The sequence below is a fragment of the Pseudoalteromonas shioyasakiensis genome, from assembly GCA_013391845.1.
Lineage (GTDB): Bacteria > Pseudomonadota > Gammaproteobacteria > Enterobacterales > Alteromonadaceae > Pseudoalteromonas > Pseudoalteromonas apostichopi.
In genome coordinates, this window is sequence record CP058414.1 from 2,501,306 (window position 1) to 2,526,457 (window position 25,152).

A 25,152-nucleotide genomic window follows, 5' to 3' on the forward strand; every position below is an offset into this window, starting at 1 on the left:
TACTTCCAAATCAAACTAACAATTAAATTTATAAATAAAAGGCCATCGCAGTGCTGAGTCTTGATGAACCAAAACTAGCCATTTTGTTAAAATCGGCTTTGGTTATTGGGACATGCTGACAATCAATCGCCAATTGTTTTTCGTTTTCACAAAACGGGTCATGCACGTACAAGCAATGCTCATCAATATGCGTTACACACACCCAATGCGGTGACTTTTTACCATCAAATCGATAGGTACTGATCAATAACACCACCGCTTTACCCTCCGCAAGCCAATCCTCAATAGCAACCAAGGTTAACTCTTGATAGCGTACTGGCAACTTTGCAGCTATCGCTTCTGCCACAAATTGATTATGAACCGTATGCAAGATGGCTTTTTTCTTTTCGCTTCTTACACCATCAATAAACAAAGTTTCACGAGTATTTAAAACTACATCAGCTTTAAAACCTCGTTTCATTGCCGCAAGTGCTAACCCTAGAGGGTGACAACCGCCATGCCCTGATGTCATAAAAATAGTGGTAGCTTCACGCCATATATCCAGCTCTTTCAGTTGGCTCATTGCGGTATCATTCAATGATGACATTGCCATTAATAACGCCGCAGGACCACAGGTAAACTCGGTTGTTTGCTGGTACCAAGGCGTGTGTTTATCGGCATTAAACTCGATATTACGTCGAATGTTTTTTTGCATTCGATGGGCATCACTATGGTCATCATAATAATCACTGTAATGACCAAACACCTGGTAACCCAGTTTTTCATATAAGCAAATTGCCGATAGGTTGTTTACCGCAACTTCTAGACGCATATATAAACGGCCGCGTTTAGCTGTTTCGTTTTCAAGCGCAAGCAGTAACTTTGAAGCAATGCCTTTGCCTTGCTGAGATTGCAAAACCGCCAGTGAATATAGCCGAGCAAGACGCGTCCCCTTGTGACACCAAACCAAACCATAACCAACTAGTTGGTTCTCGATCTCGGCCACCATCAGTAAGCCATGCGTTGCGCTGATCCAACGTTTTAAACTACGACTACTTAATCTATCTTGACTAAAGCTTTGTTCTTCAATGGCAACAAGGGCCGCCAAATCCGTTGCCTGAGCAAAACGGATTTGACAAACAGAGGCGTTCATTAACCACGGCCTCGTGCTTCTAAGCGTTGTTTAAACTCATCCATAATGATCATATAAAGCTCATCACCTAAATAGGCATCTTCGACTTTATGGTCGATACTTGGGTTGTCATTCACTTCTAACACGTATGCTTTACCTTGATGTTCTTTAACGTCAACACCATACAAACCTTTACCTACCGTTTTGCAGGCTTTTAACGCCGCATCGAGTACCACTTTAGGTAATTCAAATGTTGGCAAGGTTTCAAAGCCACCAGAAAAGAAACGTTTTGCATCATGGTTATAAATTTGCCAGTGATTACGCGCCATTAAATAACGACACGCATAAATTGCACGGCCATTTAACACCCCGACACGCCAGTCGTATTCGGTGTACATGTACTCTTGTGCAAGCACAAGTGCACTAAACTCAAACAGCTCTGTTAATTTAGCAACTAACTCATCACGATTAGCAACTTTAAATACGCCTTTTGAGAAAGAGCCTTCTGGCATTTTTAATACCAGTGGGTAGCTGAAGTTTGCTTCTAAACTTTCAATTGTCTCTTCACTTGTATCAGCCACAACGTGAGTTTTTAAACTCGGCACTTTTTGATAATTAAAAGCATCGTGCAAATACACTTTATTACAGCAGCGCAGTATCGACTCTGCATCATCAATCACCACTAACCCTAAGCTTTGTGCTTTACTCGCTAAACGATAGGTTGGATGGTCGATGGCCGTTGTTTGACGAATAAACAACGCATCAAATTGTGCAATATTGGTAATTTCATCAAATGTAAGTGCTTGTGCATAAATACCATGTTTAGCGGCTGCTTTAATAAATTTAGCAATGGCATCTTTATCACTTGGTGGCACTTTTTCTTGGTGATCAACCAATATGGCCATATCCCAACGGTAACGACGTTTTTTATCGTGAATGCGCCATACAGACATCGTAAAGCTATTGAGTTGCTTTACAAACTCTGTAAAGCCCGTGTCATCTAATGATGCAATCGCACCTTGCTTCACAACACCTTGTTCATCACACACCAAAATAGGCGCAGGATATTGCGAGAATAATGCTTTAGTTGCTTTGCTTTGCTGCTCTTGATCTGTGTGACCAAAAAATACAGTACAACCAGCAAGCTCTTTATGACGCGTGCTATGCTCATCGCTACGTAGTGCATTAATTGTTTTTACACTCGGTAATACCTGATGCTTTCTTGCTTCAGCAAGCAAAGAACAATAATAACCTTTACTTAAATACTGCCCTGTATCACACAAGTTTAAAATGCGTGTTTTTGGCTCATTATGTTTTGGGTAATCACGTAAGTAGGTGTCAAAGGTAATGACATTTTCGAAATTTTGAGCAATACGTTGCTCATTGTTATCAACCACAATCAAGGTTTTAAACACGACTTTTCCTAAATTAAGTCTTATGAAAAAAATGAAAACACCCAGCCGATTAAGTGAACGCATGAGGCTAAACTTCACTTAACTAGATGGGTGCTTATAAGCATTAAGCTTGATGTGATTTATAGAGGTTTTTTTACTTTGTGACCAACGAGTTATTTTTTACTTGAAGATGAAATTTACTGATTAATAAATTTTCTTGATCATACTATTTCTGTAACGCTATAAAACTGTGCGTTACCTGCAATTGTCAGTGTTACTTCATCATCAATTTGCTTGCCAATCAGCTGTTTACCTAACGGCGCTTCACGGGTTACAACATATATAGGCTGTTCTTTTACGGTGACTACTAAGCCACCTGCACTTGGGCCCATAAAAAACCACTTTGAGTTATCTTGTTCATCGACAAGACACACTAATGCACCTTCACGAACCTTATTAAATTCGCTTTCTTTAAACACTGTATTGAATGCTTGTATGTCACGGTAGCACTCATTAACTCGTTCAGCTTGCCCTTGCGCTAAATAAGCGGCTTCTAAACCCAAGGTATCGTATTGAGTTTCAGCAACACTTTCTTCGTGGGTTGCTGCATCATGAGCCGCTTTTGCCGCTGCTTTGGCGTCTTGCAGTTGTGCCTCTAGCGCAAAGCGTAAATGTTCAATTACGTGTGTTTTATTCATATCAAAGCAGTTAAAACAGAAAAGCCGCTATTCTATGGAAAAATAGCGGCTGATGAAAGTAAGTTATAAAACTGACTTATGGCATATCCATATAGGCTTTGGTTTTATCATCCAGTGTTTGGGTGTAATTTTCTGAACTTAACCCTAATAATTGCGGTAAGGTGGCGGCGATACAAATCGATGAGAAGGTGCCCACCACAATGCCTGCAAATAACGCGATAGCAAAACCCGTTAATGCAGCGCCAGCAAGCAGCCAAATACAAGCAATGGTCGCAAGTGTTGTGCCTGAGGTGATCAATGTACGCGTTAACGTAGAGCCAATTGCATCATTAATCACAACATGGGTATTAATGCGTTGATTGTCTGGCTGAATACGTAAAAGCTCTCTAACTCTGTCGCCAACAATAATTGAGTCATTTAATGAATAGCCAATAATAGCCAGTAAACTCGCCAGCACGGTTAAATTAAACTCAAGCCCTAACAAGGAAAACAAGCCAAGCACTAAGATTAAATCATGTAACAGTGCAACCACTGAGCCTACCGCGAGTCGCCATTCAAAACGTACAGCTAAATAAACCATAATGGCAATCAGTGCTGCAAATAATGCTAAACAGCCTTGCTCAAAAAGCTCATCACCGACTTGTGAACCTAAAAAAGAACTTGAAAGCACGGTAAATTCTACACCTTGCTCATTCAGCTCTGATTGCCAATTGCTGGCTTCACTAAGCTCTGGCGCTTCTCTTAAAACAAAGTGGTATTCACCCGCTTTAGTTATGGTTAATTTGTTTGCAATTTCAGGACTTAACTTTGCCTTTAAATCAGCAATAGTTGTTACTGACGTTGTGTTTATCTCAGTGATGTAGCCACCTGTAAAATCAAGGCCAAAGTTTAGCCCTTTGACAGATAAAACACCTAAGCTCGCGATGACTAAAACACAGCTTAGCAATAACCCTAAAACGCGCGATTTACTCGCTGCAGTTAATGTTGACCAACTCATGCTTTAGCCCCCGATAAATTTGTCAGTTTAATGTAGAGTGTTTGGCTAAGCGCTTTTGAAATGTAAACACCGGTGAATACGCTGGTTAATAGTCCGAGCGCTAATGTAATTGCAAAACCTTTCACAGGCCCATAACCAATGGCGTATAGAATGATAGCTGTGATCATGGTGGTCACATTGGCATCAAAAATGGTCGTAAATGCTTGGTTATAGCCTTGCTCTATTGCTTGATAGGTAGGTCGACCTTTACGTTTTTCCTCTTTTATTCGCTCAAAGATAATTACATTAGTATCAACTGCCATGCCTATTGTTAATACAAGCCCTGCGATGCCCGGTAATGTCAACACCACGCCAGGTAATAACGACATTAAGCCGACTAAAGCGGTTAAATTAAGTAACAACGCAATGTTGGCAATCAGGCCTAAACGACGATACCAAAGCGCCATAAATGCAAGGGTAATACCGATACCAAGCATTAAAGCAGCTAATCCGTGTTCAATGTTTTCACTACCTAAGCTTGGACCTATGGTTTGTTCTTGAACGATTGTCACTGGCGCTGTGAGCGACCCTGCACGAAGTAAAAGCGCTAAATCGTAAGCTGCTTGTGGGCTTTTCATATTCGTAATACTAAAACGAGAACTTAAATGCTGTGCAATGTTTGCCACATTGATCACTTCGCTTTTTTTCACAACTTCGCCATTTGCATTCCGGGAGTATTCAGAATACACCGTGGCCATTGGCTTACCTATATTGTGCTTTGAAAAAGCAGACATTGCATCGCCACCTTGAGAGTCTAAGCTAAGCTGGACTAAAGGCTTGCCCCATTCATCTTTACCAACACTGGCATTATTGATGTGATCACCTGAAAAAATCGCCACAGGATTTAAATTAACAACACCACCACCTTGCACATTAAACGCTTTACCACCCACTTCGACGACCTGATAAAAATCTAGGGTCGCTGTTGCACCAATAATGCGTTTAGCTTCTGATGGATCTTGTACCCCTGGTAACTCGATTCGAATTCGTTGTTTACCTTGCCTTTGCGTCACCGCTTCTGTGATGCCAAGCTCTTCAATACGTCCACGCAGGGTTGTTAAGCTTTGTGCCATGACTTGTTTATTGAATTCGCTTTGGCTTTGCTCATTAAAATGCAGTAATACTGTGGTTAGGTTATTACTCGTTGATTTAGTTTGCATCAGGCCTTTGAATTGACCTTGTAAGGTTGAGATGAGTCCTGGGAGTTGCCCTTCACCGCTTGGTAAAATTTGCAGCTCAACCCCTTCTTTTACTTCACTGGCTCTAATACCACGAATTTTGTCTTTTCGAAGCGTCAATTTAGTTTGTTGATACACACTGTTTAAGTGCTCTTGCATTGCTTTATCTAGGTCAACATCAAGCACAAATAGCACCCCACCATTTAAGTCAAGTCCTAACTTAATCGGTGAAAGACCAAGCTGCTGAAGCCATTGTGGGCTTGTCGCATGCTCAACAATTTTAGCTTCCAGCTGTGGGTATTGAGTTTTTATAAAACTCAGTGCATTGGCACTTTGAGTAGGCTCAGCTAATAAAATAGCCAGTTGTGCTTGGCTATCATTAGCTTCAGACACTTCAAAACCATGTTGATTTAGTGAAGTTGTCACACTTTGCAGCGTCACAGTTTGATCTGGCAAGCTAATGTGCAACCAAGATTTGTTAGGGTAAAGATTAGGTAGTGCGCTAACCGCTAATAAAATACACGCCGCTATCATAGCGACATAACTCATTTTTAGACGACGCCATAGCGCCGGCTTTGATTTATGTGACATACATGACTTCCTTCCAGCATTTTCAGCCGGTAAAAAAATAATTCCAAAAATAAAAAAGTAACGAAGGAAGTCGTTTAGCTATGGTAGGTCGTATTCGCTTTGTACAAGAGATTAGCGTCTTTCCAGCCACTAATGCGGGATTTACGTTGCGTGGCTAACGCAAACCATGGGAGCATGCGCACAGCACTTGGTGGCGCTAAAAAGTGCTCTTTTCCCCAATCTTCAGCAAAGAATTCAATTAATAGCTCGTAATCAGGGTCAACCTGACTATGGTAAAGAAACAATGATGAATTACTGGCAGTTAAACGCGGCACAAGGGTATCAAACCCCGATGGTTCTACCGGTTTAGGATGCTTAGCTGTATGAGTTTGAGAAATAACTGGGGTTTTAGTCAGCTCGACTTGGAACAATTTAGTGGCAGCATAGTGTGAGTGAGTGTCAGGCATAGCCATGCTCTGTGCACTAAAGAACACAGTAAATAGCAAGATAATGACTGAGAAAAACCGTAACAAGAACTGACCAATAAATTAAGTGGATAACACAGCTATAATGAGGGTAAAAAAATAAAAAACAAGTTATTACTTAAATAAAAGTAACTAAAATAAAGCGAGCCTAACTCGACCCGCTTATTAATTTAACTTTGTTAAACAAGTTAAACTTCTAATGATGACATGTCGATAACAAAGCGTGAGGCCATATCACCTTGCTTTAATTTATCGAAAGCGTCATTAATTTGTTCCATTTTGATCATTTCAACTTCTGGCAGAATATTATGTAACGCACAGAAATCGAGGATCTCTTGGGTTTGTGCTATACCACCTATCAATGAGCCAGCAACACGGCGACGTCCAAGCAGAAGTGGAACAGAGTTTGATTCTGCAAGTTCACCAACTTGGCCAACTAGCACTTGGGTACCATCTATATCAAGTAGTGGCATATAAGGTGTAAAGTCATGTTTAACGGGTATGGTATTAATTATTAGATCGAATTGATTAGCATGTGCTTGCATCGCTTGTTCATCACTTGAGACTAATAAGTCTTTCGCACCATAATCTAAAACCTGTTGTTTTTTCTTATCACTGCGGCTAATTGCCGTAACATGTGCACCCATTGCAGCTGCGATTTTAATTGCCATGTGACCCAAACCACCTAGACCAATTACCGCAACACGGCTGCCTGGGCCAACATTCCACGTGCGTAGTGGTGAATAAGTTGTGATACCCGCACATAGAATTGGCGCACATTTCGCTAGTTCTAAACCTTTAGGTACATTGAGTACGAACTCTTCACGAACCACAATGTGTTTTGAATACCCACCTTGAGTAAGTTCGCCACTGATACGATCTTGCCCTGAGTATGTACCCACCATTCCTTCGCGACAAAACTGCTCTTCACCATGATGACATTGGTCACAGCTCAAACAGCTATCTACCATACAACCAACAGCGACATTATCGCCCACTTTGTATTTAGTAACGCCGCTACCCACTTCAAGAACGCGGCCAACAATTTCATGACCCGGTACTACTGGGTACTGAGTCCAGCCCCAATCGTTTTTTGCTGTGTGTAAGTCTGAATGACACACGCCACAATAAAGAATTTCAATTGATACATCTTCTTCACGAAGTGCACGGCGTTCAAAATGATACGGCTCTAATGGTTTTTCTGAATCATGTGCTGCATAACCGACGGTTTTCATGCTTACTCCTTAATTTTCTTCGTGTTTAACTCATGCAATTAACAAATTTGCTAATGCGCTGGTGTATACTGCACTCAGTATAGAGGTAAATTTGCAAATTACACTTGCCTAAAACACGAAAGCTTTTGCCTATTTTTATCAAATTGATTTAAGAGACCCCCATGCGTGGAATGAGCCGCAAAGAACAGGTGACGAGATCGCCTGATGCAATGAACCTATCACAAAGCATCAAAACACTCTGGCCCTATTTAATGACCTTTAAAGGCCGAGTTATTTTGGCTGTACTAGCTCTTATTGCAGCCAAGGGGGCCACATTGCTGATGCCTTGGGCACTAAAAGAAATAATCGACGAAGTAGATTCTAGTATCAACCCGATATTAAGCGTTCCTATTGCCCTGCTCATCGGCTATGGTTTGCTGCGCTTTGCCAGTGTGTTTTTTGGTGAAGTTCGCGATGCATTGTTTGGCCGTGTTACTGAGCACGCTATGCGCCATATTGGTTTAAAAGTATTTAAACACTTACATAGTTTAGAATTAGCCTTTCACCTTGATAGGCAAACAGGCGGTATTAGTCGCGATATAGAGCGTGGTACAAATGGCCTCAGCTTTTTAATGCGCTTTTTGATGTTTAACATCGTGCCAACCCTATTTGAAATAATCACAGTCGCCATTATTTTTGCGACCTTGTTTTCACCTTGGTTTGCATTAGTCACTGTTATCGCTGTCGCTATTTACATTGCTTTTACTGTAATAGTAACTCAGTGGCGTAACCGATTTATACGTGAAGCAAATACTGCCGATAACAACTCAAATACTCGTGCTATCGACAGCTTACTAAATTACGAAACCGTTAAGTACTTCAACAATGAACATTATGAAGCAAACACCTACGACAGCTTTTTAGCTAAGTGGGAACAAGCGAGGCTAAAAAATCGTTTATCGTTACTGGCGCTAAATTCAGGGCAAGCACTTATTATCGCCGCAGCTATTACAGCACTAATGTGGCTAGGTGCCAGTTCAGTGGTCAATAAAGAGCTGACCATAGGTGAGCTTGTAATGATCAATGCTTACATGATCCAGCTATTTCTACCTCTTAATTTTTTAGGCTTTGTGTATCGTGAAATACGCCGTGCACTAACTGATCTTGAAAACATGCTCGGCTTATTAAATCGAAAAGCCGCTATTAGCGATGACAAAGATGCAAAACCATTAACTACAACAAAAGCAGCTATTCGATTTGAGAATGTCTCTTTTAGTTACGACAAACAACGGCCTATTTTAAATAATTTAAGTTTTGAGGTTACTTCAGGCAGTAAAGTAGCGATTGTCGGTGCCAGTGGCGCAGGTAAAAGTACCTTAAGCCGCCTGCTTTACCGCTTTTATGATGTGGATGCGGGCAAAATTTATATTGATGAGCAAGTAATCAACACAGTTACACTTGAAAGTTTGCGCCAAGCTATTGCCATCGTACCGCAAGATACCGTGCTATTTAACACCAGCATTCGCGAAAACATCGCCTACGGAAATCCAACGGCAAGCGAAGATGATATTGATAAAGCTATAAGCCTTGCCCACTTAGATGGGTTTATTGCAAGCCTAGATAAAGGCGATAAAACCCTTGTTGGTGAGCGCGGTTTAAAAGTGTCGGGCGGCGAAAAGCAACGTATAGCAATTGCCAGAGCCATTTTAAAGGGTTCACCTATTTTATTATTTGATGAGGCAACATCAGCGCTTGATTCGCATTCAGAGCAAGCTATTTTAAGTGCTATGCGTGAAGTCGCGCAAAAGCACACCAGCATAGTCATTGCCCATCGTTTATCTACAATCACCGACGCAGACAAAATTATTGTTATGAAACAAGGACAAGTTGTTGAACAAGGTCAGCACCAACAGCTACTTGCGGCGAATGGCGAATATGCTCGAATGTGGCAGTTACAGCAAAGCGACGAATAAACACTGTTAACTACTAGGTTAAATGATTAGAATAACGGCTTTATTTTTATCTATAACAAAAAGGCAACACGCAGATGGGCAGAGCTTATCAAAACAAAAAAGACTCAATGGCAAAAACTGCGGGTGCAAAAACCAAAGTTTATTCAAAGTACGGAAAAGAAATTTATATCTGCGCTAAGAATGGTGGTGTTGATCCCGATGGCAACTTAGCACTTCGTCGCTTAATTGAGCGTGCTAAGAAAGACCAAGTACCTACGCATGTAATCGAGCGTGCAATCGATAAAGCCAAAGGTGGTGGCGGCGAAGATTACGTAGCAACTCGCTATGAAGGTTACGGCCCGGGCAACTGTATGATCATTGTTGACTGCTTAACCGACAACAACAAACGTACCTTCGCTGACGTACGTGTTTGTTTTACTAAAGCAAATGCAAAAATTGGTGCGCAAAATTCAGTATCACACTTATTTGATCACCTCGCTATTTTTGTTTTTGACGGTGATGATGACGAAGCTGTATTAGAAGCATTGATGATGGCAGATGTCGATGTAACAGATGTAGAAGTTGAAGACGGTAAAATCACCGTATTTGCTCCACACACAGAATACAACAACACCCGTACAGCACTTGAAGAAATGGGAATTACTGATTTCCACGAAGATCTAATTGCCTTTGTGCCGCAAGTAGAAGCACCAATTGAAGGTGAAGACGTTGAAGTAATGGAACGCTTTTTAGCCATGCTAGAAGACTGTGATGACGTACAAAACGTTTACCATAACGCACAGTTTTAATTAAAAAGGCCAACCAAGTTGGCCTTTTACCTTTTAGCACAAAGGAATCAACATTGAATACCCTCGAAGAGTTAAAAGCCGGTTCTCTACAAGGTTGTACACGGCTTCAGCTTGTTGCAGAACTAACTGAATTCCCAAAAGAAATTTATACCCTAGCCGATACGTTAGAAACCCTTGATTTATCTAATAACCAGCTAAGTGATTTACCTGACGATTTTTACAAATTAAAAAATCTAAAACGACTGTTTTTATCATTTAATCAGTTTAAACACATACCTGACGTGCTAAGACAATGCCCAAACTTAATCATGGTGGCATTTAAAAGTAATCAAATTACTGAATTTAAAGCACACTGTTTGCCAACGAAAATTGAATGGCTGATCTTAACTGATAATCAAATCCCCGCTTTGCCGGATACATTTGGTGAGTACAGTCAGCTTAAAAAGCTGGCACTGGCCGGCAATCAGTTAACACATTTGCCAGCCTCAATGGCTAATTGTAAAGAGCTTGAGCTAATACGTTTAAGCGCCAATAAGCTTACAAAAGTTGAAGATTGGCTTTTAGCCTTACCGAAACTTGCTTGGCTTGCCTTCTCTGGTAACGATTTAAATCGTTCAACCAGCTTACATTGTGAGCTGTTTAGCCAAATAGCACTGGATGAAATCGATGTTAAAAAGCAGATTGGCCAAGGCGCATCTGGGGTTATTCACTTCGCAAACTGGCATCAACGACCTGTTGCCCTTAAGTTATTTAAAGGCGAGATCACCAGTGATGGCTACCCACTCGATGAGCTTAATTGCTGTTTACAAGCAAGTGAGCACCCAAACCTAATTAAAGCGTTGGGCTATGTTGATGAAGAGTCACAACTGGGTTTAGTAATGGAGCTGATCAATAAAGAGTTTACGAACCTTGGCTTACCACCATCACTTGCAAGTTGTACCCGTGACACATTCGAAGACAACTGCCAGTACACGCCAGAAATGGTGCTAAAAATCATTCAACAAATGACAAGTACCCTCGCCCATTTGCATAAAAAGCAAGTTAGCCATGGTGACATTTATGCCCATAACAGCATGATCAATTCACAAGGCGATTTATTGTTTGGTGACTTTGGTGCCGCAACCGATTTATCGATGCTAATGCCAACTCAACAACAGCTATTAGAAGGCATTGAAGTACGTGCCCTCGGTTATTTTATCGATGATTTACTGACTGTTGTGACTGAACAAAACAACATTACAAAGATGCTTGCCGACATAGCCCAAGAGTGCTTGGTACTCAACTCAGAAAAACGACCTCGCTTTTCTGAGCTGCTTGCGCGATTATGATTTAATACTAATTTGCCTATAAACAAAGCCTCACTGAGGCTTTATTTTTGCCTGTTAAACGGAAACAGCTGCTGCTTTAACATTCCTTCGGGCATGTAATCGCCAACCACACCATATTTATCGGGCCACTCTGCTTGACCTTTTACAGCGGTGCCAAATAGATAATCTAAAAAAGAAAAATGCGCTGCATAGTTACGGTCAATGGCCGCTTTATCAGATGAATGGTGCCAATGATGAAACTGAGGAGTAACCAGAAAATACTTTAACCAACCAAAATTTACGCGAACATTGGCATGGTTAAACACAGCCTGAAAGCCAACAATAATCACATAAAGGCTAATGACTTCAGATGGAAAGCCCAGTACAAAAATAGGCGTAAGTACTAAGCTACGCGTCACTAATATTTCTAAAATATGCTGACGTGAGCCTGCGAGCCAATCCATTTCTTTTGCACTATGATGCACGGCATGAAAACGCCAAAGCAGAGGTACTTCGTGATAAGCCCTGTGCACAAAGTATTGCATTAAATCGGCCACTAAAATAATTAAGAAGAGCTGGAGTAAAAATGGCATTTCTATAATAAAGCCTTGCACAGTATCAGATACAGCCCAGCCAAATGCGTGATGCACAAACTGATTGGTTGCAAGAAGCACAAAACCGATAATTAAATGATTTACAAAGAAATGATTTAAATCGCCTTGCCACTCAGTGCGGAGAATTTTTTGCTCTTTGCGGTGCGGTAGCAGCTTCTCAATTAAAATAAAAATCAGTGTGGAGCCAAGTAAATCAAGAATGAACCAATCAAGCCCTAGGTATGGCGTATTATCTCTAAAATCGCCCACTTGAACATTCGGGCCACCAAATGCAATAGCAAGAAGTATCAGCACCCAAGCTGTAGCACCGAGTCGTTTGTTAGTGTTACGAACAAAGTTCAACAAGCCTAAACTGCCTGAAATAATTAGTGCCACGAACATTAGCTGACGCAAAAACTCAACGCTGTAGTTTTGTCGAAGCTCTGGCGTCGTTAAGTACTCAGGAAAGTGAAAAGCTAATACTCCTAAACAGGATAAAATCGCTAAGAAGCAGGCAATATAGCCACTGATATTGCCTTCACCCACTTGAAACTGCTCAGCCCGAAATAACCGATGATAAAGACGAGTCATGATATAAAAATCCATTTATCAATTTTTTGCAGCATAACACAGAAGAATTTAGGAACAAATGTACGCTGAGTCATCACGAAAATGTGTAAATAAAAAATTAATAGCGAAGAAGTGTCTAATATTATTGAACATCCATATCCTTATAAAACGATTTAGGCTTATAAAAGAATAAGCCTTTAACTATTACTGAAATGCTTTATCAAACTTATCTTGATCAAGGTATTTATCAAATGCACCTAAAGCATTACCCACACTTGGCTCAGCCATTAACTCTTGCATTGCAACTTCACCGACAATACCGAATGCGTTTTCCATTGCTCCCTGACCGCCGACTTCTATCGCCGCCTTTGCTTGCTTTGGACAGTCTTCGGTTAATAAACGCGTAACTAACGCACCAACATAGCGATTAGTTTCATCCATATCTTGTTCTGTCACGTTCGAGAAAGGCTTAATTATACTGTGCGTCGACATACCTAGATAAATCCACTTAGCGAGGTTCTTTCGTTCTTTGCCATTTAGTGAATCAGTTAAACACACTGCAAGTTGCTGTGCTTCTTGCGATGCGGATACATAACAAGGCAGTATCGACGATAAAAAGAGTGACGTAGTTAATAAGATTTTTTTCATTATCTTTCCTTGAAAACAATTACGCACAATAAAGTAATGTGAATCCAAATTAATTTCCAGTAAAAACCAAAAAAGCCACGATAAACGTGGCTTTGTTGGATAAAGCTTAAACTTTTACTGTTCTATTATAAGAACTGACCTAGCGCTTTAACTTGGTCTAACATGCGGTTTGAGAAACCCCACTCGTTATCGTACCAAGCCATCACTTTAACAAGCTTACCATCTACTTTAGTTTGGGTAGAATCGAAGATTGAAGACGCTGGGTTATGGTTAAAGTCGATAGAAACAAGCGGTAGTTCGTTGTATTCAAGAATACCTTGCATTGCACCTTCTGATGCTGCTTTAACTACTTCATTGATTTCTGCTGCAGTTGTTTCACGCTTAGCAACGAACGTTAAGTCTACTAAAGAAACGTTGATTGTTGGTACACGTACTGCCATGCCGTCTAGTTTACCCGCAAGTTCAGGAAGTACTAAGCCAACTGCTTTAGCAGCACCTGTTTTAGTTGGGATCATTGACTGAGTTGCGCTACGTGCACGATATAAATCTGGGTGATAAACGTCAGATAAGTTTTGATCGTTTGTGTATGCATGAATTGTCGTCATGCTACCTTGCTCGATACCTACTGTGTCGTTGATTGCTTTTGCAATCGGCGCTAAACAGTTTGTTGTACACGATGCATTTGAGATAATGTTGCTGTCAGCGTTTAATACTTCACTATTAACACCATGAACAACAGTTGCATCCATATCAGTACCAGGAGCAGAAACGATTACTTTTTTAGCACCTGCTTCAATGTGTTTAGCCGCTGCCTCACGTGAAGTGAATAAACCAGTACATTCTAGAACGATATCTACGTTTAGAGCTTTCCAAGGAAGGTTTGCAGGATCACGCTCTTGCGTAAGGGTAATTTCGTCATTACCAATTAGCATGGTGTTTTCAGCAAGTGTTACTTTTTGAGAAAATTGACCGTGAACTGAGTCAAATTGAGTTAAATGCGCGTTAACATTTGCTGGTGCTAAATCGTTAATTGCAACGATTTTGATTTCGTTGTTTTGAGCTGACTCATAAAGGGCACGTAATACGTTACGACCGATACGTCCATAGCCATTAATTGCAACATTAATCATTCTAATATCTCCCGTTAATTATTTTACTTCACTTGCTTGGCGAGCAAGCGCTTCAATGGCTTGCCAGTCTTTGTTTTCAATAAGTTGTTTGTCTAACATCCACGTACCACCCACACAGATTACGTTTTTAAGTGCGAGGTAGTTAGGTGCTGTTTCAAGGCTAATGCCGCCTGTTGGACAAAATGTTACTTGTGGTAAAGGGCCACCAATTGATTTCAGCATTGCAGTGCCACCCGCTGCTTCTGCAGGGAAGAACTTTTGAAACTTAAAGCCTTGGCTTGCTAATTTCATTACTTCACTTGGTGTCGCAGCACCTGGTAAAAATGGAATATCAGACTCTTTAGCCAGTGCTAATAATTCGTCGTTTACGCCAGGGCTAACCATAAAGTCAGCACCGGCTTTAACTGATGCATTAAATGTCGCTTTATCAACCACAGTACCTGTGCCAACGTATGCTTCTGGTACGGCTTCTTTCATTAGCTTCACTGCTTCTGCCGCAATTGGCGTACGCAAAGTAATTTCTAATGCTTTTAAGCCACCGTTATAAAGCGCACGTGCAAGGGGTGCTGCATCTTCAAGTTTTTCGATAACAACAACCGGTACCACAGGTGCCGATGATAAAATTTTCTCAATGCTCATTGTTTGTTCCTCATAGCCCAGTAACGGCGTATTATTATTCTAAACCAAAGGCGCTAGCGCCTAGGTCTGCACTACTTACTATATTTCTGAAACCTGCAAATAACTCTCGACCTGTGCCGTATGTTTGGCTTGGTTGGCTAAGTTGTAATTCACGTTTTGCTAATTCTTCATCGCTTACATGTACTTTCAATACACCTGCTGGTGCGTCAAGCGTCACTAAATCACCTTCGTGAATTTTAGCGATTACACCACCTTCAACAGCTTCTGGTGCTAAGTGGATTGCAGCAGGAACTTTACCAGATGCACCCGACATACGACCGTCTGTGACAATCGCCACTTTGTAGCCTTGGTCTTGCAGTGTTGCCATTACTGGCGTCAACTTATGAAGTTCAGGCATGCCTTTCGCTTTCGGACCTTGCTCTTTAATTACAGCAATAAAGTCTGTGTTTAATTCACCGCGGCTATACGCTTCTTGTAACTCACCTTGTGAGCTAAATACTTTAGCTGGTGCAGAAACAACTTGGTGTGACTCTGCCACTGCTGATACTTTAATAACTGCTTTACCAAGGTTACCAGTAAGAAGCTGTAAACCACCCTGCTTACTAAACGGGTTATCAATTGGGCGCAATACTTCTTCGTCGTGTGACTTTTCAGGACACGACACCCATTTAACTTTGCTTGGGCCTGTGCTGTTAGTCATAATCACCGATGAATCTTTATCTAACATTGGCTCCGTGGTGTATGCTTCTAACCCATCACCGACAATCGTTTTCACATCGTTATGTAAGTAACCTTTGCTAAGTAGTTGCTTCATTAAGAAGCCCATACCGCCAGCTGCTTGGAAGTGGTTCACATCAGCTGAGCCGTTCGGGTAGATACGCGTAAGAAGTGGCACAACTTCAGATAAGTCAGCCATGTCTTTCCACGTTAGGATCACACCTGCAGCTTTCGCAATAGCCACTAAGTGGATTGCGTGGTTTGTTGAGCCGCCTGTTGATAACAAGCCAACTAAACCATTAATAATTGTTTTTTCACTTACTACATCTGCAAGGCAGTTAGCATCTTTTGTTTCGATTAACTGCTTTAACATGGTTTCTACAGCATGACCTGTTAAACCATCACGTAGTTCTGTGTAAGGGTTAATGAAAGAGCTACCTGGTAAATGTAGACCCATGATTTCCATTAACATTTGATTCGAGTTTGCCGTACCGTAGAAAGTACATGTACCGGCACTGTGATAAGATGCGCTTTCAGCTTCAAGAAGCTCTTCACGACTTACTAAGCCTTGTGCAAATTTTTGACGAACACGAGCTTTTTCTTTATTCGGGATACCCGATTGCATTGGACCTGCTGGTAAAAAATACGTTGGTAAATGACCAAATGATAAAGCACCAATTAAAAGTCCTGGGACGATTTTGTCACAAACACCTAAACAGAAAACACCGTCGAATACATCATGCGATAAAGAAACCGCAGTAGACATTGCAATCACGTCACGTGAGAACAATGATAACTCCATACCGTCACGGCCTTGTGTTACGCCATCACACATTGCTGGTACACCGCCAGCAACTTGTGCTGTTGCATCGTACTTAGTCGCAAGGTTTTTGATGATTTCTGGGTAATCTTTGTAAGGGACATGCGCAGAAAGCATGTCGTTATAAGCGTTGATGATAGCTAGATTTGGTTGCTCGTCTGCTTTTAAACGATCTTTGTCATCGCTGCTACAAGCAGCCATAACATGTGCAATATTACCACAGCCTAAACCTGCACGAACTCTTGTTTGTTTTTTTGCGTGCGAGATTCGCTCTAAATAATCTTGGCGGGTCTCTTTACTGCGTTCGATAACGCGTTCGGTGACTTCTTGAATACGAGGATGCAACATATAAATTCGACTCATCTCTATAGTTAGAGGATAAAGGCTCAGTAACAATTACAGACTCCACGAAAATAATTATACTGAGCATCTTTGATTTACCCGTTCAAAGGTACGCTGACAGGCTGTCTCTCACAACCAACCTGACACCGGTGTCACTGTATTAACTCATGACTGTGACACCGGTGTCAACCTTATCTGTTAAATTTAGTTTAATTTTTTTAAATGACCAAATAATGAACAACTTTATTTTAGTAGAATATGAGCAGAATTCATATGAAGTACTACTATCAAAGGCGTACCCTCTAGCCTAAGTTTGTAGTTAGTTCTATTTTAAAACAATGAGTTAAAGTGTTGTTATCCATTTTACCCATCTGAAATAAAAAAGCCCGAGAACGCGTCACTCATTCTCGGGCTACTGTGAAAAAACAAGATGAAATTTATTTAATTGCAGCTGTCGACTCACGAGTAATGAGTTTTGCTTCAAGGGTTACTTGATAAGGCGACTCTTGTGGGTCACTAATATGAGTAATCAATTGCTTGACTGCTTGCTGAGTCATTTCTTCAACTGGTTGAGCAATGGTAGTTAACCCTGGCCAGATATGACGAGCAATTGGAGCGTTATCAAATCCAGCGATAGAAATATCATCTGGCACTCTTAACTGCATTTGCGTAGCAAGTTTTAACACCGCTGCTGCCATGTAATCATTTGAAGCAAATACCGCCGTTGGCCGAGGATTTAAATCTAGAATAGTACGGGCACTGTCAACACCTGAGTGATAACTGAAGTTACCTTCTTCAACTAAGCGCTCATCAAACTCAATGCCGTTTGAAGCAAGTGCTCTTCGGTAACCTTTAAAACGTTGCTCTGTAGCACTGTGATCAGGGTGACCTTTAATGAAAGCGATTTCTTTATGACCAAGCTTAATAAGATGCTCAGTTATTTCAAAAGCTCCCTGCTCATCATTACTTCTTACAGAAATAGAGTCGTCTTCAAGTACCGCTGATGCGACGCGAGCATACGGGATCTTTTTCGATTTTAAAAAGCTTACAAGTTCAGGAAAATCTGAAAATGGAGGGGTCAGTACAATACCGTCTAAACGCGAGGTTTGAATCAACTGCTCAATATTACTAATTAATTCGTCGCCACGTAACTCACAAGGATGGATCAATAAGTTGTAATTAAGCTCATGACAGGCAGCTAAGGCACCAGTTTGGACACGGGTAATATAGCTTTTACTAGGATTATCGTATAAGCAACCAATAATAAAACTACGGTTTTGTGCCAAACCTCGTGCAATTGGGTTTGGCGTGTAATCAAGCTCTTTAAATACTTTAAGTACTTTTTCGCGCGTTGCATCACTCACGTTTGGCTCGTTGTTGAGAACGCGAGATACTGTTTTTTTCGATACACCGGCATAGCTGGCGACACTGTTGATGGTTACTTTCTTCATCCGCTCTACATCCAACTGCTAATTACGCATTACTTTTAACATGTATACACGCAGCAGCACCAATGAATGGAATGTTGTCTTGTGTTACAAGCGTAACAGGGATCTGTGAAGTATATTGCGACATTATGCCTTTGTCTGCAAAACGTTCAACAAATCGACTAGATAATAGACGTTGTTGCATGCGAGGTAAAATACCACCACCAATAAATACGCCACCTAATGCGCCAAATGTCAGGGCTAAATCCCCTGCTACGCTACCAATCCAATCACAAAATTGATTTAGCGTTGCATCACACACTTCACATTGACCTGTAGTTGCCAACTCACTGATTTGTGCTGCATCTAAATTCTTAGCTTCAACGCCTTTTACTGCAGCCATAGCACGATATAAATGCGCTATACCAGGGCCTGAGAACACAGTCTCTACAGACACATGATTTAATTGCTTTTTAAGTTCAGTAATTAGCAACCGGTCTAATTCAGTTACTGCTGCAAGAGTAATATGGCCTGCCTCGCAGCTAAGAACAGCGCTGCCTTGAGATGTTCGAACTAAACACGCAGCACCAAAACCTGTACCAGGTCCCATTACGGCAATATTAGCATTTTCATCAGCTTGGCCTGCTTTAACGGCCATATTTTGTGAATCATCTAAATAAGGAGCCGCATAAGCAAATGCAGCAAAATCGTTGATTACTTCAAGTTGCTCAAATGCGAATTCAACTTTTAAGTCTGCAACATTAAAGTGCCAGCCAAGGTTTGTTAAATGTACTTGACCTGCTTTAATCGGACCCGCTACCGCTAAACATGCACGGTTTGGCTTTGGAAATGAAATTTGGCTGAAATACTGAGTAATTGCACTTTCTAAAGAGCCAAAGTCAGCACTTGGGAATGTTAAATTATGCTCGATAACAAACTGGTTAGTTTGTGCATTAAAGTCAGTGATTAAAGCGAAACGAGCGTTAGTGCCGCCAATATCGGCAACAAGAATAGGAGCGAATTCTGTCGTTGTCTGTGTGTTCATGTTGTTTTCTCTATTTGTCTAAGCTAGTTGCCGCTTATTTTTCTAGTTTTCAATGGCAAAGCCATTGTGTCTGCTAAACTTTGGGTCATTGCCTCAAGGAAGCTATCTTTTGTATTAAAAAAATGCTGCCCAATTGAATGGGCAGCCAAATACGTTTTGACAACAAAATGATAAAACAGTGACATTATGACACCGGTGTCAGATTGGGATCAATAAAAATTTTCATTATTTGTGCATGCATACGTATTTATTAAGAAAACCTGCGTATTAAGTATCGAAAAAGCATATATATACGCATAAAAAATGCCTAGCTGTGTACAGAACAGTCACACACACGCCGCTTGTCACAAATAGCTTGAAAAAAATATTAAATAGCCGAAAATGGAAATACTTCTTCTGTTATTTGGTAACCATATGAAAGGTAAGGCGACATCATTTGACATTGCACATTATGCGGGTGTGTCACAGTCAACCGTGTCTCGCGCGCTGCGAAATAGCCCTTTGGTCAACGAAGAAACGCGTCGACGTGTTCACGAGGTAGCAAAGCAGCTCAACTATAAAGTTGATAAAAATGCCAGTAACTTAAGAACACAACAAAGTAGCACCCTGGCACTTTTATTATTTGAAGATCCAACCTCGGATGAATCACAAATAAATCCTTTCTTCTTAGCAATGCTAGGCAGTATTACAAGAGCCTGTGCAAAAGAAGGCTACGATTTACTCGTATCGTTTCAGTCTAGCAGCTCTGATTGGCAAGCTGATTACGAAGACAGCCACCGTGCAGATGGCCTAATTTTGCTTGGTTATGGTGATTACCTCGATTATCAACCTAAGTTTAAAACCTTAATTGACCAAAACACTAAGTTTGTATGTTGGGGTGCAAGCGTAGATAACCGCCCAGATTTAACTGTCAGCTGTGATAACTACGGCGGTGGTAAATTAGCTGCTGAGCATTTACTCGCAACCGGAAGAACTGATTGTGCATTTATTGGTGATGCCTCTGATCATAGCCCTGAGTTTTTTGCTCGCTACCAAGGTTTTAAAGATGCATTCTTAGCCAAAGGCGTGGCTTTAAACGAGCGTAAGATGGCTAATGCTATTTCAACAGAAGAATCTGGCTATCACGCGACTCGTTCCCTCATAGCAAATAACATTCGTTTTAACTCATTATTTGCGGCCAGCGACTTGATTGCTATTGGTGCTATTCGCGCGTTAAAAGAAGCAAAAATCAAGGTCCCCGATGATGTACATGTTGTTGGTTTTGATAACATTGCGGTTGCCAGCTTTGTAAACCCACCACTTACCACTGTTCAACAAGACACTACCCTCGCCGGACAAATGTTGGTAGATAACCTGCTCAAACTCATTCGGGGTGAAGATGTAGAGAATACCCTTTTACCACCACGGTTAATTATTCGTGGTTCGAGTGTTTAATTTTTAGCGATAACAGCTTTGTTATCGCCTACTCCCTTCCCAACCAGAAACTTATTGCATTAAAATTAGTTTTTTTTCGATTTACCCAAGACTATTACTTCGAAAAAGCAGATAATTACACCTATTATGATGAAAACGCTTATCTGGCACACAAAGCTTAGATAGCAACGCGCACAAAGGTGGAATTTTTTAATGGAAATTAAAGTTAATTTTCTCGACAACCTCAGGCTTGAAGCTAAGTTTGATGATTTCTCTGTCATTGCAGACCAACCTATACGCTATAAGGGTGATGGCACTGCACCAAGTCCATTCGATTACTTCTTAGCTTCATCTGCATTGTGTGCGGCTTACTTTATTAAAGTGTATTGTAATTCACGCGATATCCCGACAGATGGTATTCGTGTTGCACAAAACAATATCGTTGACCCAGAAGACCGCTATAACCAAATTTTCCAAATTCAGGTTGAATTACCAGAAAGCCTTTCTGAGAAAGACCGCACGGGTATTTTACGCTCTGTTGAACGCTGTACAGTAAAACGTGTTATTCAAACCGGCCCTGAATTTAAAATCGATACTGTTGAAAGCATTGAAGCTGATGCGCAAGCAATGCTGATGGCAAAACCAGGTGATGACAGCAACACGTTTATTTTAGGTAAAGATTTACCGCTTGAAGAAACCATCGCAAATATGACGACCATCCTTGAAGAGTTAGGGATGAAAATCGAAATCTCTTCTTGGCGTAATATTGTGCCAAATGTGTGGTCTTTACATATCCGTGACGCTGCGTCGCCAATGTGTTTTACCAATGGTAAAGGTGCAACTAAAGAAAGCGCGCTATGTTCTGCTTTAGGTGAGTTTATTGAGCGCTTAAACTGTAACTTCTTCTATAACGACCAGTTCTTAGGCGAAGACATTGCCAATAGCGAGTTTGTTCATTACCCAAATGAAAAGTGGTTTGCACTAACTGACGATGACTCGCTACCAGAGGGTATTTTAGATAATTACACCCGTGAAATTTATAATCCAGATGGTGAACTTTGTGGCTCACACCTAATCGATACCAACTCTGGTAATAAAGATCGTGGTATTTGCTCTATTCCTTATGTTCGCCATTCAGACGGTGAAACTGTTTACTTTCCTTCAAACCTGATCGAAAACTTATTCTTAAGTAATGGTATGAGCGCAGGTAACAATTTTGCCGAGGCAAAAGTACAATGTTTATCTGAAATTTTCGAGCGTGCCGTTAAGCGTCAAATCATTGAACAAGAAATTGTTTTACCAGACGTACCACAGGAAGTATTAAATAAATATCCAGGTATTGTTGCGGGTATTAATGGTCTTGAAGAACAAGGTTTCCCTGTTGTAGTAAAAGATGCCTCGCTAGGTGGTCAGTTCCCAGTGATGTGCGTAACACTCATGAACCCTAAAACAGGAGGGGTATTTGCCTCTTTTGGTGCGCACCCAAGCTTTGAAGTTGCGTTAGAGCGCAGTTTAACTGAGTTATTACAAGGCAGAAGCTTTGAAGGCTTAAACGATGTACCTAAGCCAACGTTCAATAGCATGGCGGTTTCTGAGCCTGAAAACTTTGTAGAGCACTTTATTGACTCAACGGGCGTGATCTCATGGCGTTTCTTCAGCGCTAAACACGATTATGATTTTGTTGAATGGGATTTCTCTGGCAGCAATGAGGAAGAAACAGCGAGCTTATTCGGAATTTTAGAAAGCTTAGGTAAAGAAGCTTACATTGCTGAGTTCTCTGACCTTGGTACTGCTTGCCGCATTTTGGTGCCCGATTACTCAGAAGTTTATCCTGTAGAAGACTTAATCTGGGACAATACCAATAAAGCACTGAACTTCCGCGAAGATATCTTAAACCTACACCGTTTATCAGAAGATCAACTTGCCGATTTAGTTGAACGCCTAGAACAAAGTGAACTAGATAACTACATTGATATCATCACCTTAATCGGCATTGAGTTTGATGAAAACACAGTGTGGGGTCAGTTAACGATTCTTGAGCTAAAACTGCTTATTTATTTAGCACTCGGTGATTTAGAAGCGGCAATGGAGCTGGTTGAAGCTTTCTTACAATATAATGACAATACCATTGTTGAACGTGGCCTATTCTACCAGGCAATGCACGCAACGTTAGAAGTAGCACTAAGCGATGACCTTGAGATTGAAGATTACATTCACAGCTTCACTCGTATGTTTGGTCAAGAAACCATGGATGCTGTAGTTGGCTCAATCAATGGCGATGTGATGTTTTATGGCTTAACAGAAACCAGCATGAAGCTTGAAGGTTTAGATAGACACCTTCGTTTAATCGAAAGTTACAAAAAGCTACACGCTGCTCGCGCGAAAAAAGCGGGGCTGTAACCAAGGAATATCCGAGCCGCACGTTTTCACAACGTGCGGCTTTACTTTTTCGCGACACTTAAATGTTAACTTAGCGAAAATGCACGCCTGTAATATCATACTCAGCAATAAAGCGGCCACCATAAGTGTCTACAAACATAAACTCCATCTCTACTTTTTCTCGTTGGCCTTTATGTTCAAGCAATTCAATAATAAAGTATTTATTCGAATTAAGGTCAAAAGAACGGCCTTGCGTTTCTCGTATAATATTAAACTTTGTAGGGTTACCGATTCTGTCAAAGTACTCAAAAAGTACGTTTAAACCGCGCGCATAAATCCCTGAGGCTCTTTGTGAGGAATTAGGTTGTTGTTGGGCCAACAACCACGTTTTGTCTTTTTGATTTACAGCTTTAATAAACTCAGTAATTAATTGTTGGTGTTCAACCAAAGGCGGCATATTTACTTTTTTAAGTGCTTGTATGAGTTTATCACCCGCTATACCTGTTCTCGCTATGTAATTATCAAAACCGGCCTCTATCGACATATAACTTAGATAGTCAGCAAGACCATCTCTGTACACCTGTTCAAATGTGCCATATTCTTCCGAGAGAATACGTTCAAGGCGATTATAGAAAGAAAAAGCATGCGCAGAGTCTAATTTTTTCAATTCCGAAGTATCTATCAATTGACCAAAAAGTAGTGCATTTAAGTCAATTACATTCGTTTTGTCGTCAAACGTAACTATTTCTTTAGCCCACTCTTTATTGGCTTTGGCAAGTTGCAGATAGTAACGTTGAAAAGGTGCACCATGCTCATCAGCGATGGTTATTTTCTTTGTCGAAAAGTCATAAATTTTAGCGTTTTTTGTAGGGCCAGTTCTAACACTTACCTTAAAGCCTTTTGACAGTGCAGTAAATTTATCAGACTTCTCAATCACAACTTCCTTTGAAGCAAAAACAGTCGTCGTAAAGAGCAGTAAAAAGCTGGCAACGAACCATCTAGCAGTTTTCATATTAATTCCTTTTTATGCTAAATTCAGGTTTACCTAGTACAGGTTCAAAGATAACTTAAATGTATATTAAAATGGTAAGTAATTGAAGCCCAATGCAAATGCTAGGGTTTTAGGTTTATAACGTTAATGTCCTGTCATTTTGTAATTAAGTAACATATCTTAGTGATTAGGCCATATCGTTAGTATGAGTGGCCTTGTTGTAACTCCTTATAGTTCAGCTGTCACTATTCCAACATGGGGTAAGTTGCCAGATAGTATCCAAGTTACAATATCTCTCCTTTTATAATTACTAACGTCTTCACTTAAAGTCAGGCTCTGCACATGTCGTTGAAAGAAATGCTGTAAGTAAGGGACACGAAGGTGATCAATATTTGAATCCGACTTTGTTAGACCTCATATTCTGCTTGATGGATATAAAGTAAAGTTATCACGCATGCCTTCATTCACGCGTACTTGTAAATCGATTCCAAGTGTCCTATAACTGCGAATTATGACATCAGGACACATGCCAATAGTGACAGGTACATCATCATTTGGATAAGCAATTCTTTTATAGCTTCCATCATTAACAACGCAGTGATTTGTTCGCTACTTAGAGGCAGGCAACTTTAAAAACAAAAGCCACAGCAAGTGCTGTGGCTTTTGTGTCAATGCGTTAGTAAA

General features: G+C 40.7%; 20 protein-coding genes and 1 pseudogene. 5 read left to right on the forward strand and 16 right to left on the reverse strand.

Annotation, left to right across the window (positions count from 1 at the left end; all coding sequences use genetic code 11):
• Positions 1 to 28 precede the first annotated feature (28 nt).
• From HYD28_11460 to HYD28_11490, 7 genes are all read right to left on the reverse strand, one after another.
• Positions 29 to 1,132 (reverse strand): GNAT family N-acetyltransferase/peptidase C39 family protein, encoded by a 1,104-nt coding sequence (locus tag HYD28_11460; protein ID QLE09520.1) that lies wholly within the window; start codon positions 1,130 to 1,132, stop codon positions 29 to 31.
• Entirely contained in the window at positions 1,132 to 2,526 is a 1,395-nt protein-coding gene (locus tag HYD28_11465) for a RimK family protein (GenBank protein ID QLE09521.1), read from the reverse strand. The genes HYD28_11460 and HYD28_11465 overlap by 1 nt, the downstream gene beginning before the upstream one ends.
• Positions 2,527 to 2,726: 200 nt before the next feature.
• Positions 2,727 to 3,203, reverse strand: coding sequence for a GreA/GreB family elongation factor (locus HYD28_11470; protein ID QLE09522.1), 477 nt, complete (start codon positions 3,201 to 3,203; stop codon positions 2,727 to 2,729).
• A gap of 76 nt (positions 3,204 to 3,279) precedes the next feature.
• Positions 3,280 to 4,200 carry a protein translocase subunit SecF gene (secF, locus tag HYD28_11475; protein ID QLE09523.1) on the reverse strand — a complete coding sequence of 307 codons (921 nt, stop codon included), beginning with the start codon at positions 4,198 to 4,200 and terminating at the stop codon, positions 3,280 to 3,282.
• The gene (gene secD / locus HYD28_11480; protein QLE09524.1) at positions 4,197 to 6,008 is read right to left on the reverse strand and encodes a protein translocase subunit SecD; all 1,812 of its coding nucleotides are present in this window, start codon (positions 6,006 to 6,008) and stop codon (positions 4,197 to 4,199) included. Before secD ends, secF begins: the two co-directional genes overlap by 4 nt.
• Positions 6,009 to 6,082: 74 nt before the next feature.
• Positions 6,083 to 6,454: a hypothetical protein gene (locus HYD28_11485; GenBank protein ID QLE09525.1), complete on the reverse strand. Its 372-nt coding sequence runs from the start codon at positions 6,452 to 6,454 to the stop codon at positions 6,083 to 6,085.
• A gap of 206 nt (positions 6,455 to 6,660) precedes the next feature.
• On the reverse strand, positions 6,661 to 7,707 hold the full coding sequence (locus HYD28_11490; GenBank protein QLE09526.1) for an NAD(P)-dependent alcohol dehydrogenase: 1,047 nt from the start codon (positions 7,705 to 7,707) through the stop codon (positions 6,661 to 6,663).
• A 209-nt stretch (positions 7,708 to 7,916) separates the two neighbouring features.
• Here HYD28_11490 and HYD28_11495 point away from each other — a divergent pair, with 209 nt between their 5' ends.
• The 3 genes from HYD28_11495 to HYD28_11505 all read left to right on the forward strand — a co-directional run bounded on the left by HYD28_11495 (position 7,917) and on the right by HYD28_11505 (position 11,775).
• Positions 7,917 to 9,659: an ABC transporter ATP-binding protein/permease gene (locus HYD28_11495; GenBank protein QLE10544.1), complete on the forward strand. Its 1,743-nt coding sequence runs from the start codon at positions 7,917 to 7,919 to the stop codon at positions 9,657 to 9,659.
• Positions 9,660 to 9,733: 74 nt separating this feature from the next.
• Positions 9,734 to 10,447, forward strand: a complete 714-nt coding sequence (locus tag HYD28_11500) for a YebC/PmpR family DNA-binding transcriptional regulator (GenBank protein QLE09527.1) — start codon at positions 9,734 to 9,736, stop codon at positions 10,445 to 10,447.
• 53 nt (positions 10,448 to 10,500) lie between these two features.
• Positions 10,501 to 11,775, forward strand: coding sequence for a protein kinase (locus tag HYD28_11505; GenBank protein QLE09528.1), 1,275 nt, complete (start codon positions 10,501 to 10,503; stop codon positions 11,773 to 11,775).
• A gap of 41 nt (positions 11,776 to 11,816) precedes the next feature.
• Here the strand turns inward: HYD28_11505 and HYD28_11510 are convergent, their stop codons facing one another.
• From HYD28_11510 to glk, 7 genes are all read right to left on the reverse strand, one after another.
• The gene (locus HYD28_11510) at positions 11,817 to 12,938 is read right to left on the reverse strand and encodes a sterol desaturase family protein (protein ID QLE09529.1); all 1,122 of its coding nucleotides are present in this window, start codon (positions 12,936 to 12,938) and stop codon (positions 11,817 to 11,819) included.
• 183 nt (positions 12,939 to 13,121) lie between these two features.
• Entirely contained in the window at positions 13,122 to 13,565 is a 444-nt protein-coding gene (locus tag HYD28_11515) for a hypothetical protein (GenBank protein QLE09530.1), read from the reverse strand.
• 125 nt (positions 13,566 to 13,690) lie between these two features.
• Positions 13,691 to 14,695, reverse strand: coding sequence for a type I glyceraldehyde-3-phosphate dehydrogenase (gap, locus tag HYD28_11520; protein QLE09531.1), 1,005 nt, complete (start codon positions 14,693 to 14,695; stop codon positions 13,691 to 13,693).
• A gap of 18 nt (positions 14,696 to 14,713) precedes the next feature.
• Positions 14,714 to 15,334, reverse strand: a complete 621-nt coding sequence (eda, locus tag HYD28_11525) for a bifunctional 4-hydroxy-2-oxoglutarate aldolase/2-dehydro-3-deoxy-phosphogluconate aldolase (GenBank protein QLE09532.1) — start codon at positions 15,332 to 15,334, stop codon at positions 14,714 to 14,716.
• Positions 15,335 to 15,368: 34 nt separating this feature from the next.
• Entirely contained in the window at positions 15,369 to 17,219 is a 1,851-nt protein-coding gene (locus tag HYD28_11530; GenBank protein ID QLE10545.1) for a phosphogluconate dehydratase, read from the reverse strand.
• A 431-nt stretch (positions 17,220 to 17,650) separates the two neighbouring features.
• On the reverse strand, positions 17,651 to 18,664 hold the full coding sequence (locus tag HYD28_11535) for a LacI family DNA-binding transcriptional regulator (GenBank protein ID QLE09533.1): 1,014 nt from the start codon (positions 18,662 to 18,664) through the stop codon (positions 17,651 to 17,653).
• Between the two features lie 22 nt (positions 18,665 to 18,686).
• Complete coding sequence (glk, locus tag HYD28_11540) at positions 18,687 to 19,685, reverse strand: glucokinase (GenBank protein QLE09534.1); 999 nt, start codon at positions 19,683 to 19,685, stop codon at positions 18,687 to 18,689.
• 414 nt (positions 19,686 to 20,099) lie between these two features.
• Between glk and HYD28_11545 the strand changes: the two genes are divergently transcribed.
• Together HYD28_11545 and HYD28_11550 are read left to right on the forward strand one after the other, a co-directional pair.
• A complete protein-coding gene (locus HYD28_11545; GenBank protein QLE10546.1) occupies positions 20,100 to 21,119 on the forward strand; it encodes a LacI family DNA-binding transcriptional regulator in 1,020 nt (339 codons plus the stop codon).
• Positions 21,120 to 21,311: 192 nt separating this feature from the next.
• Entirely contained in the window at positions 21,312 to 23,498 is a 2,187-nt protein-coding gene (locus HYD28_11550) for an OsmC domain/YcaO domain-containing protein (GenBank protein ID QLE09535.1), read from the forward strand.
• Positions 23,499 to 23,568: 70 nt separating this feature from the next.
• Here HYD28_11550 and HYD28_11555 read toward each other — a convergent pair whose 3' ends face one another.
• Entirely contained in the window at positions 23,569 to 24,489 is a 921-nt protein-coding gene (locus tag HYD28_11555; protein ID QLE09536.1) for a hypothetical protein, read from the reverse strand.
• A gap of 159 nt (positions 24,490 to 24,648) precedes the next feature.
• Positions 24,649 to 25,140, reverse strand: a pseudogene (locus HYD28_11560) (DUF1287 domain-containing protein).
• Positions 25,141 to 25,152 lie beyond the last annotated feature (12 nt).

Coding starts and splice junctions, on each gene's coding strand:
- secF (QLE09523.1), bottom strand. CDS start 4,200: ATGAGTTGGTCAACATTAACTGCAGCGAGTAAATCGCGCGTTTTAGGG.
- HYD28_11550 (QLE09535.1), top strand. CDS start 21,312: ATGGAAATTAAAGTTAATTTTCTCGACAACCTCAGGCTTGAAGCTAAG.
- HYD28_11470 (QLE09522.1), bottom strand. CDS start 3,203: ATGAATAAAACACACGTAATTGAACATTTACGCTTTGCGCTAGAGGCA.
- HYD28_11510 (QLE09529.1), bottom strand. CDS start 12,938: ATGACTCGTCTTTATCATCGGTTATTTCGGGCTGAGCAGTTTCAAGTG.
- HYD28_11545 (QLE10546.1), top strand. CDS start 20,100: ATGAAAGGTAAGGCGACATCATTTGACATTGCACATTATGCGGGTGTG.
- HYD28_11515 (QLE09530.1), bottom strand. CDS start 13,565: ATGAAAAAAATCTTATTAACTACGTCACTCTTTTTATCGTCGATACTG.
- HYD28_11500 (QLE09527.1), top strand. CDS start 9,734: ATGGGCAGAGCTTATCAAAACAAAAAAGACTCAATGGCAAAAACTGCG.
- glk (QLE09534.1), bottom strand. CDS start 19,685: ATGAACACACAGACAACGACAGAATTCGCTCCTATTCTTGTTGCCGAT.
- HYD28_11490 (QLE09526.1), bottom strand. CDS start 7,707: ATGAAAACCGTCGGTTATGCAGCACATGATTCAGAAAAACCATTAGAG.
- HYD28_11460 (QLE09520.1), bottom strand. CDS start 1,132: ATGAACGCCTCTGTTTGTCAAATCCGTTTTGCTCAGGCAACGGATTTG.
- HYD28_11530 (QLE10545.1), bottom strand. CDS start 17,219: ATGTTGCATCCTCGTATTCAAGAAGTCACCGAACGCGTTATCGAACGC.
- HYD28_11535 (QLE09533.1), bottom strand. CDS start 18,664: ATGAAGAAAGTAACCATCAACAGTGTCGCCAGCTATGCCGGTGTATCG.
- HYD28_11555 (QLE09536.1), bottom strand. CDS start 24,489: ATGAAAACTGCTAGATGGTTCGTTGCCAGCTTTTTACTGCTCTTTACG.
- gap (QLE09531.1), bottom strand. CDS start 14,695: ATGATTAATGTTGCAATTAATGGCTATGGACGTATCGGTCGTAACGTA.
- eda (QLE09532.1), bottom strand. CDS start 15,334: ATGAGCATTGAGAAAATTTTATCATCGGCACCTGTGGTACCGGTTGTT.
- HYD28_11485 (QLE09525.1), bottom strand. CDS start 6,454: ATGCCTGACACTCACTCACACTATGCTGCCACTAAATTGTTCCAAGTC.
- HYD28_11495 (QLE10544.1), top strand. CDS start 7,917: ATGAACCTATCACAAAGCATCAAAACACTCTGGCCCTATTTAATGACC.
- secD (QLE09524.1), bottom strand. CDS start 6,008: ATGTCACATAAATCAAAGCCGGCGCTATGGCGTCGTCTAAAAATGAGT.